Source organism: Gottfriedia sp. NPDC056225 (assembly GCF_042267765.1).
Taxonomy (GTDB): Bacteria; Bacillota; Bacilli; order Bacillales; family Bacillaceae_G; genus Gottfriedia.
The window spans coordinates 127,522-142,763 of record NZ_JBHJTJ010000006.1; the positions used below are offsets into that span (position 1 = coordinate 127,522).

Consider the following 15,242-nt stretch of genomic DNA (forward strand, 5'->3'; position numbering starts at 1 on the left):
TGAAAAAATTAATTAAAATTTATTTTGAATTCAAGATATCTCGAATTCGAGATAAATATATCATGTAAATCATTTTCCGTCAAACTGTAATTTTGAAGAACAAAAAAGACTCCGACGAATTCGTCAGAGTCCTTTATCTTGCATCTATTCTATTACGTTAAATGGGCGATCTAACTCAAAAAGGTTGCGATATCGAGTTTCGTGTCTGAAAAGATCATCGTGTGATCCATTCATTGCGATTTTTCCTTTATCTAAGAAAAGAATTTGATCAGCCATTTCTGCACCAATTAAGTGATGTGTAATCCATAATACCGTTTTTCCTTCTAAAACTTTAAAGATTGTTTGAAGTAATTTTCTTTCTGTAATTGAATCCAGTCCGACAGTTGGTTCATCTAAAATGACAATTGGTGTATTTTGAAGGAGTATTCTCGCCAATGCTATTCTTTGACGTTCTCCACCTGAAAATCTTACACCAGTTTCTTGCATAGAAGTATGATAACCTTCCGGAAGTGATGCGATATATTCATGCAGTTCAACCATTTTCGTTACCCTTATTACCTCTTCGTCACTTGCCACTGGATTTCCTAAACGAATATTATTTAAAACTGAAGTATCAAATAAATATGGCTTTTGGTTTAGTACAGAGACAACTTTCGAAATATGGTCGCCGAATGATTCACTTTCGATTCCATTCAATTTAACGCTTCCTTGGGTAGGAGTCTCTACTCCCTCAATTAGTTTAAGAATCGTTGATTTACCTGATCCACTTGGTCCTAATAAGGCTGTTTTTTTATTTGGCTCAATCGCAAATGAAATATTGTTTAAAATATTTTCACTTTCAGGGTAATGAAAACTTACATTTTTAAATTCGATTTGTCTATAATCATCACTATTCCCTTCTAAAACAGGTAATTGCTCAGCGCGTTTTACCTCTTTAATGCCATCTAAACGATTGACTGAATCCGAATATAATGGGACACTGCCAAGAGAATTCGATAACGGAATAAAGGCTTCTGTTAAAGGAAAAATCACTAACACAAATGCAGCAATAAACGTTTTTGGAATTTCTCCGGCTAAACTTTCATTACCTGCCCAATAAAGTATCATTAACACTAAAATTGCCACAACGAATTGTGCAACTAAGTCTCGCCATCTTCTAAATCTTTTTTCTTTGCCTTGGATTTTTCTTAAGGAATCATCCATTTCTCTATATTTTGTTATAAAGCTTGATTGCCTACCACTAAATAACCAATCGCTAATACCAATCACAGCATCAGTTAAATTTTCGTATAAATGACTCTTTTCCTTTTTTATTTGATGTGTCCGTGCTTTTTCAACTAATAATGAAAAAAGTGGTAAAACTCCGATTAAAACAAATGAGACGATTGCGGTCAGTAGTGCAAAAGGAATGGAGAAAAAACCTAAAGCAATAACCGAAATAAAATAGATAAATAATGCAGCAATGCCAGGAAAAATAGTTTTCAAGTAAATATCCTGTAAATATTCAATATCATTCGCTAGCAATCCTAAAATATCTCCTGTTTTAAACTTCGAATTGATATTAAGTGCATACGGTTCGAGATTGCTAAATAATCTAGTTCTCATTCGAGATAAAATTTTTAAGATCGTGTGGTGCCCGACTAATCTTTCAACATATTTAGATGCTGACCTTAAAATTCCAAATGTCCTTACAGCTACGATTGGTACATAAATCATTAAAATATTTTCAGGTCTAGTTGCTGCTTTTGAGATTAAATAGCCAGAAGTGTACATAAGTGAAGCCGCCGCAAAAATTGTCAGTGCACTTAAGAAAATCACAACTATAAATAAACGACGATTTTCTTTAATATATGGTAAAATCCATCCATTTTTATTTAACATACTTTTCCCTCTAACTATGAATTAGTCGATAATAATGACCTTTTTTCATCATTAATTGTTCGTGCGAACCAACTTCAGTTATGCTTCCTTCGTTCATCACAATAATTTGATCCATTTCTTTCATCCAATGTAAGCGATGCGTAGCTAAAATCACTAATTTATTTGAAAATAACTTAAGCATTGTTTGTTTTAATTCAAACTCTGTTTCAATATCAAGATGACTAGTAGGCTCATCTAATAAAAGTACAGGGCGGTTTTCTAAAAAAGCTCTAGCAAGTGCAACACGTTGACTTTGTCCCCCACTTAACGCTCTGCCACCTTCACCAATCTTTTCTTCTAATCCATTCGGTAGTTCTTCCATTAAAGAAGTTAAACCGGCCTGTGTGGCTGCATCTTCAATTTCCTCGTTAGTTGCATTAGGTTTATAAAAACTTATATTATCTTTTAATGATTTTGAAAAAATGTACGGATTTTGTGGGATATAGATTAACTGTTTATGCCAATTAGCTAATTGAAGATGCGATACCTCTTCATCTGAAATTCGAATAGTACCTTGTGAAGGCTCCAAAAATCCACCGATTAAGTCAATTAGTGTTGATTTACCAGAACCGCTCTCTCCAACAATCCCAATCTTTTGAAACCCATCCATTCTTAAATTTATATTTGTTAAAATCGATTGACCATCTTTCTCTGGAGTTACTGATAGGTCTTGCAATTTAATTGTACTATTATGGCTCCACTCAGAAAGGGGAGCAGTTTCTTGAGCCTTAAACTCCTGCTCATCTAATATATTCTGCATTGCTTTTCCAGCTTCTTGACCGTTTAATGTAGCATGATAATCCGCACCAACTTCGCGAACTGGTAAGAAATATTCAGGAGCTAAGATTAATATCGTAAGTGCTGGACCTAATAATATTACTCCGTCAATTAAGCGAAGACCTAAAAAGACGGCAACTGTAGCAATTGATAGCATAGTAAATAAATCTAGCGCAAATGATGATAAAAAAGCTATTTTCAGAGTTCCCATCGTTGCTTCTCTGTATCTTTCACTTACATTTTCAATTTTTTTAATATGTTTTCTACTTAATCCAAGAAATTTTAATGTTTCCAGACCGCGCAGTGAATCTGTAAAATGATTCGATAAAATTCGGTAAATCTTCCATTGTTTATCTGATTTCTTTTTAGCCGCCAAACCAAGTAAGATCATAAAAATAATAATGATTGGAAATGTTACGATTAATATAAGTGCAGAAACTTTATCAACAAAGAAAATATAGATCACAATTACTGGTGAGATGATGGCTAAATTAATCATTTTCAAAGGAACGATTTCTAAATATTGTTTTAGTTGAGTAGTTCCTTCCATAATTAGTGTTACAATGCTTCCTGTTCCTGATTTTCTTGCATATCTAGGCCCAAGTCTAAAAAGCTTCTCTAAAACGTCCATCTTTATTTCCGTCGATGCAATGTCTGCAAAACTTTCTGAACACTTCTGTTTGATTGTTGAAACTATATATCGGCAGACAAATGCGACGATGAAGAAAATAGTAGCGTATAAAATATCGCTACTACTTTTTCCATTGAACAATTTGACAATAGCTTGTGAAAGCATATATGCCTGAATAATAATTGTCGCTACATGTATAATTGTTAAAAAAGATAAGATAACAAATAAATTCTTTATCCCTTTGTATTTAATAAGATCTCTTCCCATTAATAAGTCAAATCCTTCTCATCCACTCTTTTTCTAAACACATAATAACTCCAAATTTGATAACCTAGTACGAATGGCAATAGTGTACATGCTACAATTGTCATTACTTTTAATGAATATGGACCTGATGAAGCATTATAAACTGTTAAGTCATAAGTTGTTTTTATTGAACTAATCATGACTCTTGGGAACAGAGAAGTAAATAGAGTTCCTACAGTGAGTACAATACCAAGTCCTGTCATAGTAAATGACCAACCGTCTCTTTTCTTAATGATGAAGACTGTAGCAAGAACGTAAGATACTACGATTAATAAAATAAGTGGCACTGTTATTTGCGCTTTTACTTTAAACATATCCGTTTCAAAAAATGCCATACCAGTAAATGCAACTAAGAATAGAAATACTGGTATGATTACTAAACGTGCTAGAGAACGTGCGCGATCTCTTAAGTCTCCAACCGTTTTTAAAGTTAAAAACATTAATCCGTGTAATAGACATAAAAGCGTCACAGTTATACCGCCGACTACAGTGAATAAATTAACGTAATCAGTAAATCCAGCAGATATATTCATATTTTTATCGATTGGCATTCCTCTAAGGATACTAGAGAATAGTACGCCGAATAAAAATGGTGGTAATAAACTACCAAAGAAAATTACCCAATCCCAAGCTTTTGCCCATTTCAAACTTTCAACTTTTCCTCTAAATTCAAAAGCAACTCCGCGTCCAATCAATGCCATTAAGACGAATACAAACGGAATATAGTAGCCACTGAACATCGTTGCATACCAATTCGGAAATGCTGCAAAGATTGCTCCACCAGCAGTTAATAACCAAACTTCATTTGCGTCCCAAAATGGTCCAATTGTATTTATTAATATTCTTCTTTCAGTATCATTTTTAGCTAGTAGCTTCGTAGATATACCTACACCAAAGTCAAAGCCTTCTAAAAAGAAGAAGCCAATAAATAAAACTGCAACAAGTAAAAACCATAATTCATTTAACCCAATCATACAATTGTCGCCTCCCTTTCAAATGGATCAACAGTAGGAACCTCTTCTTTTTTAACATGATGTGTTCCTTTTTTAATTTCTTTCACAAACAAGTAAACTAAAACGGCTGCTAAAATTGCATACATTGTAGTAAAAGTTGTGATAGAGAAAATGAGTGATCCTTTTGAAACATTAGGTGACACGGATGCAGCTGTCGTCATTAAACCGAACACAGTCCAAGGTTGACGGCCTATTTCCGTCATAACCCATCCAGCTGTATTTGCTATAAATGGTAATGAAATAAGTAATATCGTTGCCTTTAAGAATAGATTTTTTGATTCTAATTTTTTTCGATAACTAAAATATAATCCTAGCATCGACATTAAAATCATGACCATTCCTGCTCCTGCCATAATTCTAAAGCTCCAGAATGTCGTATTAACCGGTGGAATATAATTTCCGGGACCATATAATTTCTCATATTGCTTTTGTAAAGTATTCATTCCAGGTACTTTACCTTCAAACTTCTCGTAAGCAAGATAACTTAATAAATATGGTACTTCTACCTCATATTTATTTTCTTTCTTTTTCGAATCGATCAGACCAAAGAGCATCCAGCTTGCAGGGTCGCCACTATCTTTCCAAAGCCCTTCACTTGCAGCCATTTTCATTGGCTGTGATTCCATTAAATGCTTCGCTTGAGAATGGCCGCTAAACGCTACGCCAATTCCTGCTATTAAAGCGACAACCATTGCTAGATTGAATGCTTTCTTAAAGATTGCAATCTCTTGTTTCTTTAAAATTTTATACGCACTTACACCGGCTACAAATAATGCACCAGTTGCTAAAGCGCCAGCAATCGTGTGAGGAAACTCTACTTTTAGCTGAGGATTTGTAATGATTGCCAAGAAATCATTCATTTGTGCACGACCATTTTTGATCGTATAACCAACTGGCTCCTGCATAAATGAATTAGCTGCTAAAATCCAAAATGCAGACATGACAGTTCCAAATGCAACTAGCCAAATACACAATAAATGAATTTTTTTAGACAGTTTTTCCCAACCAAAAATCCATATTCCTAAAAACGTAGATTCCATAAAAAACGCTAATAATGCTTCAATTGCAAGCGGCGCTCCAAATACATCCCCTACAAATCGAGAATACTCAGACCAGTTCATACCAAATTGAAATTCTTGAATAATACCAGTAACAACACCAACAGCAAAATTAATTAAAAATAAGTGCCCAAAGAATTTTGTTAACTTTTTATATGTCTCGTTATTTCGAAAAACATACAATGTTTCCATAATTGCTACCATAAATACTAAACCAATAGAAAGTGGTACAAATAAAAAATGGAAAATCGTTGTGGAACCAAATTGTAATCTTGCAAGTTCTAACACACTCACAGTCCATCCCCCTTAAGATAAAGAATATTTCAAAAAAAATTTCATAAAGCTCGAGTTAAAATTTGAACATTTTTTCACAAATAATTCATTAAGTAATTTCTAGAGAAGTACATACGGTATCTCTTGTTACTTATAGTTTACTTTTCTAAAAGGGTTTTTGACTTAAACTAATATGTCAAATCCGTGTCAATAAATTGTCTATTTTGTGACTGAATTCACAAATGTTGATATGTATAATTTTTACATGCTATAATAATTGCTATTTTTATGGTACTTCACATTATGGTAATAAATTTAAAAAGGCTCAACGCAAAAAAACATTATTAAAGCAACATCACATAAATTGTTGCTTTAATAATGTTTAACTACTTATGCTAAGAATATAGCACCATATACAAGTGCTCCCCCTATTACATATGCAGGGTGAATTTTCCAACGCTCTAAAAATAACAAGGCAAGTACACTAATAATGATTGTTTGAGTTACACCTACACCATTATATGAATCATTGAAAAAGTCAAAAGCCATAATGCCAAGTAATACTGCGATTAGCGGTTTAACAAATGAAGTCATTTTTTTAACTTTAGGTGAATTTTTGTACTTCATTAATATGCTTAATAATGCAATCATCAAAATAAGTGATGGTGCGATTGAAGCAAATAATCCAACAAATGCTCCAAACGCTCCTCCTTGAGCATACCCAATATACCCTGCCAGCTTTGTTGCGATTGGACCTGGTAGTGCATTGGCTAATGCAAGTACATTACTAAAATCAACTGAACTCATCCATCCGTATTTATCTACAACTTCATTCTCGATCAAAGGAATAGAGGCTGGTCCACCACCGTATCCGAAAATTCCAGGTAAGAAAAATGCCAAGAATATTTTCCAAAAGATCATGATGCCTTCACCTTCTTCTTCTTTTCATTTTTACTTTTTGAGAAAAAGGCATATCCAACTAAACATCCGATTAGTATTGCAGGATGTACATTTAAAAAATAGAGAAGGATAAAACTAGCTACTACAATTATACTAGTAATTTTCCAACCGAGAGATTCTCTTGATTTTTCTACAAAATCCCATGTTAAAGTCGCTAACATCACCCCTACTACTGGAACAACCGCTTTTGACATACCTTGTACCCAAGCAATGCCTTTAAAATGATTTAACGTTGATAATAGAATCATAAGTAGGATGACAGTCGGTAGCGTTGTTGCGATTACTGCATTTAGCATACCTACTACCCCACCTATTCTCCACCCAATATATCCCGCAAGCTTTGTTGCGATTGGTCCAGGAAGTGCATTTCCAATTGCTAATACATCTGAAAAGTCATCTTTATTTAACCATTTATACTTATCTACAACCTCTGTATGTATAAGTGGTATGGAAGATGGGCCTCCTCCGTAACCTAACATTCCTACTCTAAAAAAAGCTAAAAAAAGTTGCCATTGATTTAACATTGAATCATTCCTTTACCAAACTGCAATTGCGCCATCTGTTCGAGATTCTGTTCCTCCCATTAACACGCCGTTCTGTTGATTCCGCCATATAATTTGGCCTCTACCAAAGCTGCTACAATCCGTAGCAATCTGAATTTGGTGGCCTTTACGAGCAAGTGCTTGAGCAAGATGATTTGGAAAGTGAGGTTCAACTACCACTTTTTTCCCTTCCATCCATTGCCATCTAGGTGCATCTAATGTACTTTGAGGGTTTAGTAGAAAATCTACTGTATTCATTACAACTTGTGCGTGGCCTTGTGGTTGCATATATCCACCCATTACCCCGAATGGACCAACCGCTTCGCTATCTTTTGTTAAAAATCCCGGAATTATCGTATGATATGTTCTTTTACCTGGTTTAAGTGAATTTGAATGCTCTGGAATTAACGAAAAGTCGTGCCCTCTGTTTTGGAGTGCAATACCCGTATCTGGAATGACGATTCCTGATCCAAATCCCATATAGTTACTTTGAATAAAAGAAACCATATTTCCTTCCCCATCAGCAGTAGCTAAATAAACAGTACCACCTTTTGGAGGAGTGTAATTTTCTGGTTCAATCGCTTTTTCACCAATTAATTCTCTGCGTGATGCAGCATATTCTTCAGATAATAGCTCATCGACATCGATATTCATATGTTCTGAATCGGTAATGAATGCTTTTCCATCAGTAAAAGCTAGTTTCATAGCTTCTATTTGCTTATGATATGTATCAACTTCATCTTTTGTAGAAAAATTAAAACCTCTAGCAATATTTAATGCCATTAACGCGACCATACCTTGTCCATTCGGCGGGATTTCCCATACATCATATCCGCGATAATTAGTAGAGATTGGTTTTACCCATTCCACTTTATATTCACTTAAATCTTCTAAACTTAAATATCCATTATGCTCTTTCATAAATGAAGCTATTTTTTCCGCTAAATCTCCACGATAAAAGCTTTCTGCATTTGTTGCTCCAATTTCTCGTAAAGTTTTAGCATGTGATTTTGATGACCACATTTCCCCGATTTCCGGAGCTCGATCATTTGGAGTGAATGTTTTGAACCATTCGTCAAACTCAGATGTAGTAAATTGTTTTTTAAACTTTTCATAAGCTATATTCCAAAACTTCCCTAGAATTGGTGAGATCGGAAAGCCTTCTTCTGCAAGGGTAATTGCTGGTTGAAGAACCTCTTCTAATGGTAATTTTCCAAATCGTTTTGATAATGCTGCCCATGCGGCAGGAACTCCTGGTACTGTAACAGGAATAACTCCATGAGTTGGCATTTTCTCAATTCCTTGTTCTTTTAGCTTTTCAATTGAAATTGATTTTGGTGCTGGCCCACTACCATTTAAGCCGTGTAGCTCCCCTTTCACCCAAACTAATGCAAAGGCGTCGCCACCAATTCCATTTGATGTCGGTTCAACTACCGTTAAAGCGGCTGCGGTAGCAATTGCAGCATCAATTGCATTACCACCTTTTTTCAATATATCTAGCCCTGCTTGTGCTGCTAAAGGCTGGGATGTTGCCACCATTCCATTTTTTCCAAATGTTGTATGACGTTGTGCTGAATATGGATTATTTAAATGATCAAACTGCATTTAATATCTTCTCCTTTATGCTTCTACATGGTGACATGCAACAAAATGATTTTCTTCAACTTCCTTCCACTCTGGCTTTTTTTGTCCACAAAGGTCTGTCGCAAGTGGACAACGTGTACGGAATGTACAACCAGAAGGTGGATTAGCTGGATTTGGAATTTCACCTGTCAAGCGGATTTTCTCATGTCTTTTTCCGACTTTTGGACGGGGAATCGCAGATAATAACGCCTTTGTATAAGGGTGTAGTGGATTTTTATATAATTTTTCTACTGGAGCTAGCTCAACAGTATTACCTAGATACATAACTAAAACTCGATCACAGAAATATCTAACTACTCCTAAATCATGCGAGATAAATAAATAAGTTAATTGATATTTTGCTTGTAATGATTTTAAGAGCTTTAATACTTGTGCTTGTACTGACACGTCAAGTGCAGATACTGCTTCATCACAAATAATTAGTGATGGATTTAGAGCAATCGCTCTAGCAATTCCGATACGTTGGCGTTGTCCACCACTAAATTCATGAGGATAGCGATCGTAATGATCTTCATTTAAACCTACTTCACGAAGCAATCCGATTACTTTCTCTTTTCGTTCTTGTTTTGATAGATTAGTATGAATTACAAATACTTCTTCTAACGCATCGCCAATTCGTTGTCTCGGGTTTAATGAAGCATATGGATCTTGGAAAATCATCTGCATTTGCTTCTTAAAATCATTTCGATTTTTATTCGATAAATGCTGAATTTCTGTATCTCTAAAAATTACTTTTCCATCTGTAATTTCCTCAAGACCTAAGATTGTCTTACCTAAAGTAGATTTACCACAGCCTGATTCACCTACAACTCCTAAGCTTTCGCCTTCTAATAATGAAAGGCTTACTTCTTCGACAGCTTTAACATGACCTTGTACTTTTTTAAGTAATCCTCCACGAATTGGGTAATACTTTTTTACATTTCGAAGCTCTAATAAAGTTGACTTACTTTTTACTAGAGTCATAGTGCATCCTCCTCACTTAACCAACATTTAACCGTGTGCCCATTTTTTATTTTAAATTCCTTTGGTACTTCGACTTTGCATCGTCCAAGGGCATGTTCACAGCGTGGATGAAAACGGCAGCCAGTTATTTGTTCGTTTAAGCTCGGCGTCGAGCCTGGAATAGCTTCCAATTCAAAATCTGGATCATCAACATTTGGTACAGAATTTAATAGACCTCTTGTATATGGATGACTTGGATTATTAAAGATCTCTTCAACAGGGCCTTCTTCAATTTTTTCTCCTGCATACATAACCATCACTTTATCGGCAATTTCAGCAACGACTCCCATATCATGTGTAACCATGATGACACCCATTCCCAACTGTTCTTGTAAATCGTGAATCAAATCTAAAATCTGTGACTGAATCGTGACATCAAGTGCTGTTGTTGGTTCATCCGCTATTAAAAGTCCTGGCGTACAAGCTAATGAAATGGCAATCATAACCCGCTGTCTCATTCCGCCGCTTAATTCATGAGGATATTGATGGATTCTTTTTTCTGGATAAGGAATTCCAACTTGTTTTAAAAGTTCAATACCTCTTTTATTTGCTTCTTGTTTAGTAAGCTTTTGGTGGATCATTAGTGGCTCACGTAGTTGATACCCAATTGTAATAACAGGATTTAAAGCAGTCATTGGCTCCTGAAAAATCATCGATATTTTATTACCTCTAATTTTTCTTAGCTCATCATTTGTTAGCTTAGTTAAATCAGTGCCTTCTAATTGAATAGAGCCACTTTTAATTGACCCATTACTTGGCAATAATCCCATTACAGATAATGATGTAATGCTTTTTCCACAACCAGATTCTCCAACGATACATAAAGTCTCGCTTTTGTTTACTGAAAAGGATACATTTCGAACAGCTGGGATTTCTCCGTCAGCTGTTCGAAACGTTGTTACTAAATTGTTTACAGATAGAAGTTCTGTCGTCATCATGCTACCTACTCTCTGTGTACGTTATATAAAGACCATTGTCCAGTAGGGTCAATTACTAAACCTTTCACCGTTTGATCAACTGCTGATGTTACTACACCTTGATTCATAACGATGACCGGAGCATCCTTTACTAATAAATCATCCGCTTCTTTTAGTTTTTCTTTTCGAACATCTGGGTCAATCGTTTGACGAGATTCATTCACTAACTTATCAAACTGGGGATTACTATATGAAATTCGGTTAGATATTCCAATATTGTCAGAGTGGAAGTTTGGATATAATAATTCACTACCATCTCCTGTACTATTTGCCCATCCTAAGAACGTTACATCGTATTGACCTTTCGTTGATGCATCAAGGAACGTCCCCCATTCCATCGTTTCAAGCTTAACTTTTAAGCCAATTTCAGTCATTTGAGCTTGAGCAATTTCAGCCATTTTCATATACATATCTCTGTTTGGAACTAACATTTTTACTTCTTTTCCTTCAAATCCATTATCTTTAATCAGTTTCTTAGCTTTTTCTACATCATAAGAATAGCCTGCTTCTTCTTCAGATTGGTCATATCCGAAAACTTTTGGACCAATTACACTATTCCCTTCAATACCTAATCCGTTTAATTGATTAATATATGCTTTACGATCTAATCCATAAGCAACTGCTTGACGGAATGCTAAGTTATTCATTGGTGCTTTTGTCATATTAAATCCTAAATAATAAACAGGAGTTCCTTCTGCTTTTGTAACTTTTACTTTTTTAATTGATTCTAGACGTTTAATTTGCTCTGCTGGTAATGCATCAATAAATTGTACTTTTCCAGTTTGTAGCATTGAGATCGCTGTAGATACTTCAGGAACGACTTTAAACGTAACTTTTTTCAGTTTAGGTGCACCATTCCAATAATCTTTATTCGCTTCAAGAACGATTTGGTCACCAGGTGTCCAGCTAACAAACTTAAATGGCCCAGTACCTACAGGTTTTTTCATTAAATCTCCATTTTTATCTGCTGTTGGACTTACAATTGAAGCAGCTGAGTGAGCAAGTGCCGCTAAAAGAGGTCCGTATGGATATTTCGTTTTAATTTCTAATTTGTAATCATCAACAACATTAATTGATTGGATTGGTTCTAATAAAGATGCACGTGGAGCAGCCGTTTTTGGGTCACGGAATTTATCGAATGTGTACTTTACTGCTTCTGCGTTGAAATCTGTTCCATCTTGAAACTTAATTCCTTTTTTAAGCGTAATATCCCAAGTTTTATTGTCTGGATTTGTATATGACTCTGCTAAAAGTGGTTCAATTTCCATTGTTTTTGGATCTCGTTTAAATAAAGTTTCATAAACCTGACTGATCACATTAGCCGAAACTGAGTCATTTGTTAAAATTGGTGATAAACCAACTACATCTGATGTTGAAGCATAAGTAAGTTCTTGAGAAACATTGGCGCTATTTGATCCAGTCGTTTTACTAGAACATCCAGCAAGTAAAAGAATTGCACTAAATACGATAAACATCCACTTTTTCATATATCCATCTCCTTAATTGTTTATATTCATATTTGGATCTAAAGCATCTCTTAACCCATCACCTACGACATTAAAAGAGAAAACGATCAACATAATCGCGATACCCGGTACGATTGTCATATGTGGTGAAGAAAACATATAATCTTGCCCTTGCGAAATCATTGATCCCCATTCTGCTGTTGGCGGTTGAGCTCCAAGGCCTAAATAACTAAGTGATGCCGTTGCTAAAATAGCCGTGGCCATCTTCATTGTGCCAAAAACAATTATTGGTGCCATGCAGTTTGGTAAAATATGTTTCACCATAATGCGTAAATCACTAGCTCCTAAAGTCCTCATTGCTTGTATGTATTCTTGCTTTTTTATTGATAATACAGAACCACGAACGATTCTCGCACATGAAGGTATTGCCCATATACTAATCGCAACTGCAACATTTACAAGGCTAGTCCCAAGTATTGCTATAATTAGCATAGCTAGTAGTATTCCTGGGAAAGCAAAGAGTAAATCGACAATTCTCATTAGCAAGCCATCTAGTTTTGAGTAATATCCTGCTAGCATACCGATTGTAATTCCGCCGATTAAGCCAAGAATTACTGCGCTAAACCCAACAAGAAGTGATACTCGTGATCCATAGACAATTCGACTCCACATATCACGTCCATAATTATCTGTCCCTAACCAATGTCCACTTGAGAATACTGGTAGCTCCGTTGATGATAAATGTTGTTTAATTGGATCGTGAATCGTGATTAATGGAGCGAACACTGCCATTAAAATTTGTAAAATAATAATAATTAATCCAAAAACGGCTAATCGATTTTTTACTAGTCGTTTAAACGTTTGAACAATAAATTTTTCTTTCTTTTTAGAACTAACTTGTTTTGCACCTATATTATTAATGACAACTTCCGTAGACAATTCTCTTCCTCCTTTCACTGATCAATCGTAGCTAATTCTTGGATCTATAAATACGTATAAAATATCGACGAATAAGTTCACAATTACAAATAGAGTTGCCACTAGTAATACTGCTCCTTGAACCATTGGAAAATCTCTAGATGCAATTGCATCAATCATCAGTCTGCCAACGCCGTTAATCGCAAATACTTGTTCAGTAATAATTGTTCCTCCAAGAAGAAATCCGAAGTTTAATCCAATTACAGTAATGACTGGAATCATCGAATTCTTTAATGCATGAATCCAAACAATCGATTTTTCTTTTACACCTTTTGCTCTAGCAGTTCGTATGTAATCCGCTCGAATTACTTCAAGCATAGAAGAACGGCTCATTCTTGCAATCATAGCAGCTGAAGCTGTCCCTAACGCGATGGCTGGTAAAATAATTTGCTTCAGCCCAGCTATTGTCCAAATTGGTGAATCTAATCCCCCAACAGGCAATATTTGTAAGTTAACCCCAAATATGAGAATTAGGATCGCCCCTAGCCAAAAGTTAGGTACTGATATACCTGCAAGTGCAATAATTGTACTTGATACATCCATCCACGAGTTTTGCTTAAGTGCAGAAATAATGCCAGTTACAACTCCGATTATTACCGCAACAACCATACTCGCGATTGCTAAACTTAATGTATTGGGAAAACGAATTGAAATTGCCTCTGCAACCGACTGTTTCGTTTGAAATGAATATCCAAAATTCCCATGTAATACACCTGATAAATAATGCCAATATTGGACAAAGAAAGGATCATTCAGTCCCAAGCTTTCTCTAATGGCATTAAGATCTGCCTTTGTTGCTGTAGGTCCTCCAATGACTGCAGCTGGATCACCAGGTGCTAAATGCATCGAAGCAAAGACTAAAAAAGAGATACCTAGTAAAAGTAAAAATAATTGGAACAATCTTCTCAATATGAGTGCTGCCATCTTTCCACCTACTCCATTTGTAAGTATATTAATTAAAATCACATACGTTTGTTAACTAATGATGATAAATAACCTAACAATGTAAATTTAATTATTTTTGATTATACCCCCGGTAGACAGAATATTCTATAATTTTATGAATTTTTACAAAAAATAGTAAAAAAAACCGAGAGATACGACATCTCTCGGTTAAAAATACCTATAACTTTAGTCCATTTCTACTTTTAAATCTTCGCAACAGTATATGACTTTCTACTCTCGTAATACCTTCTAAAGCATATAGTTCATTATTTATAAATTGCTCTAATCTGACAAAATCATCGACTAATACATGCATATGTAAAGTACTTGGACCCGTCATTTGATAACAACTAGCTACAACAGGATTATCTACGAGTGCTTCAGCTACATCTACTAAGAAAGCTGGTTCACAATCAACCTCAAAGAAAGCAGATACTCCTTTTCCTACTTTTTCTGAATTAATAACTACCGAGAATCTCTCTATAACCTCGTTTTTTATTAATTGATTCACACGCTCACGAATCGAAACTCTTGATAAGTTCAGTTCTTTTCCAATATCGGCGTAAGACATCCGACCATTTTTAGTGAGCATCTCTAAAATTCTTTTATCAACCTCAGTTAATTTCATTTATTCACCACTTTTCCTTAGAATGAAAACGCTTCCTTATTTTTTTATATTTTATCGCACTTAAATGCACCCCTAAATTACCATGTTAAAGTTTACCGATAATTACTTTACAATGTAAAGCA

Annotated in this window: 13 protein-coding genes; all 13 read right to left on the reverse strand. The window is 35.1% G+C overall.

Translation table 11 applies throughout. From position 1 onward, the window contains the following. Positions 1 to 144: 144 nt before the first annotated feature. The 13 genes from cydC to ACFCYN_RS06945 all read right to left on the reverse strand — a co-directional run bounded on the left by cydC (position 145) and on the right by ACFCYN_RS06945 (position 15,120). Positions 145 to 1,881, reverse strand: a complete 1,737-nt coding sequence (cydC, locus tag ACFCYN_RS06885) for a thiol reductant ABC exporter subunit CydC (protein ID WP_375948357.1) — start codon at positions 1,879 to 1,881, stop codon at positions 145 to 147. Between the two features lie 10 nt (positions 1,882 to 1,891). After that, positions 1,892 to 3,595 carry a thiol reductant ABC exporter subunit CydD gene (gene cydD / locus ACFCYN_RS06890; RefSeq protein ID WP_375948359.1) on the reverse strand — a complete coding sequence of 568 codons (1,704 nt, stop codon included), beginning with the start codon at positions 3,593 to 3,595 and terminating at the stop codon, positions 1,892 to 1,894. Then, positions 3,595 to 4,608 carry a cytochrome d ubiquinol oxidase subunit II gene (cydB, locus tag ACFCYN_RS06895; protein WP_098118668.1) on the reverse strand — a complete coding sequence of 338 codons (1,014 nt, stop codon included), beginning with the start codon at positions 4,606 to 4,608 and terminating at the stop codon, positions 3,595 to 3,597. The genes cydD and cydB overlap by 1 nt, the downstream gene beginning before the upstream one ends. After that, a complete protein-coding gene (locus ACFCYN_RS06900) occupies positions 4,605 to 5,999 on the reverse strand; it encodes a cytochrome ubiquinol oxidase subunit I (RefSeq protein ID WP_172446206.1) in 1,395 nt (464 codons plus the stop codon). The genes cydB and ACFCYN_RS06900 overlap by 4 nt, the downstream gene beginning before the upstream one ends. A gap of 369 nt (positions 6,000 to 6,368) precedes the next feature. Further along, positions 6,369 to 6,899, reverse strand: a complete 531-nt coding sequence (locus ACFCYN_RS06905; RefSeq protein ID WP_172446207.1) for a chromate transporter — start codon at positions 6,897 to 6,899, stop codon at positions 6,369 to 6,371. Beyond that, complete coding sequence (locus tag ACFCYN_RS06910; RefSeq protein WP_172446208.1) at positions 6,896 to 7,462, reverse strand: chromate transporter; 567 nt, start codon at positions 7,460 to 7,462, stop codon at positions 6,896 to 6,898. Before ACFCYN_RS06910 ends, ACFCYN_RS06905 begins: the two co-directional genes overlap by 4 nt. A 12-nt stretch (positions 7,463 to 7,474) precedes the next feature. Next, positions 7,475 to 9,085, reverse strand: coding sequence for a gamma-glutamyltransferase (gene ggt / locus ACFCYN_RS06915; RefSeq protein WP_375948361.1), 1,611 nt, complete (start codon positions 9,083 to 9,085; stop codon positions 7,475 to 7,477). A gap of 15 nt (positions 9,086 to 9,100) precedes the next feature. Beyond that, positions 9,101 to 10,087, reverse strand: a complete 987-nt coding sequence (locus ACFCYN_RS06920) for an ABC transporter ATP-binding protein (RefSeq protein ID WP_172446210.1) — start codon at positions 10,085 to 10,087, stop codon at positions 9,101 to 9,103. Then, positions 10,084 to 11,061 (reverse strand): ABC transporter ATP-binding protein, encoded by a 978-nt coding sequence (locus tag ACFCYN_RS06925; protein ID WP_375948364.1) that lies wholly within the window; start codon positions 11,059 to 11,061, stop codon positions 10,084 to 10,086. The genes ACFCYN_RS06920 and ACFCYN_RS06925 overlap by 4 nt, the downstream gene beginning before the upstream one ends. 8 nt (positions 11,062 to 11,069) lie before the next feature. Then, on the reverse strand, positions 11,070 to 12,590 hold the full coding sequence (locus ACFCYN_RS06930; protein WP_375948366.1) for a glutathione ABC transporter substrate-binding protein: 1,521 nt from the start codon (positions 12,588 to 12,590) through the stop codon (positions 11,070 to 11,072). A gap of 12 nt (positions 12,591 to 12,602) precedes the next feature. Further along, the gene (locus ACFCYN_RS06935) at positions 12,603 to 13,490 is read right to left on the reverse strand and encodes an ABC transporter permease (protein WP_172447723.1); all 888 of its coding nucleotides are present in this window, start codon (positions 13,488 to 13,490) and stop codon (positions 12,603 to 12,605) included. Positions 13,491 to 13,529: 39 nt separating this feature from the next. Then, complete coding sequence (gene nikB / locus ACFCYN_RS06940) at positions 13,530 to 14,471, reverse strand: nickel ABC transporter permease (RefSeq protein WP_172446213.1); 942 nt, start codon at positions 14,469 to 14,471, stop codon at positions 13,530 to 13,532. A 199-nt stretch (positions 14,472 to 14,670) separates the two neighbouring features. Beyond that, positions 14,671 to 15,120 carry an Lrp/AsnC family transcriptional regulator gene (locus ACFCYN_RS06945; RefSeq protein WP_172446214.1) on the reverse strand — a complete coding sequence of 150 codons (450 nt, stop codon included), beginning with the start codon at positions 15,118 to 15,120 and terminating at the stop codon, positions 14,671 to 14,673. Between the last annotated feature and the right edge of the window lie 122 nt (positions 15,121 to 15,242).

Coding starts and splice junctions, on each gene's coding strand:
- cydC (WP_375948357.1), bottom strand. CDS start 1,881: ATGTTAAATAAAAATGGATGGATTTTACCATATATTAAAGAAAATCGT.
- cydD (WP_375948359.1), bottom strand. CDS start 3,595: ATGGGAAGAGATCTTATTAAATACAAAGGGATAAAGAATTTATTTGTT.
- cydB (WP_098118668.1), bottom strand. CDS start 4,608: ATGATTGGGTTAAATGAATTATGGTTTTTACTTGTTGCAGTTTTATTT.
- ACFCYN_RS06905 (WP_172446207.1), bottom strand. CDS start 6,899: ATGATCTTTTGGAAAATATTCTTGGCATTTTTCTTACCTGGAATTTTC.
- ACFCYN_RS06910 (WP_172446208.1), bottom strand. CDS start 7,462: ATGTTAAATCAATGGCAACTTTTTTTAGCTTTTTTTAGAGTAGGAATG.
- ggt (WP_375948361.1), bottom strand. CDS start 9,085: ATGCAGTTTGATCATTTAAATAATCCATATTCAGCACAACGTCATACA.
- ACFCYN_RS06920 (WP_172446210.1), bottom strand. CDS start 10,087: ATGACTCTAGTAAAAAGTAAGTCAACTTTATTAGAGCTTCGAAATGTA.
- ACFCYN_RS06925 (WP_375948364.1), bottom strand. CDS start 11,061: ATGACGACAGAACTTCTATCTGTAAACAATTTAGTAACAACGTTTCGA.
- ACFCYN_RS06930 (WP_375948366.1), bottom strand. CDS start 12,590: ATGAAAAAGTGGATGTTTATCGTATTTAGTGCAATTCTTTTACTTGCT.
- nikB (WP_172446213.1), bottom strand. CDS start 14,471: ATGGCAGCACTCATATTGAGAAGATTGTTCCAATTATTTTTACTTTTA.
- ACFCYN_RS06945 (WP_172446214.1), bottom strand. CDS start 15,120: ATGAAATTAACTGAGGTTGATAAAAGAATTTTAGAGATGCTCACTAAA.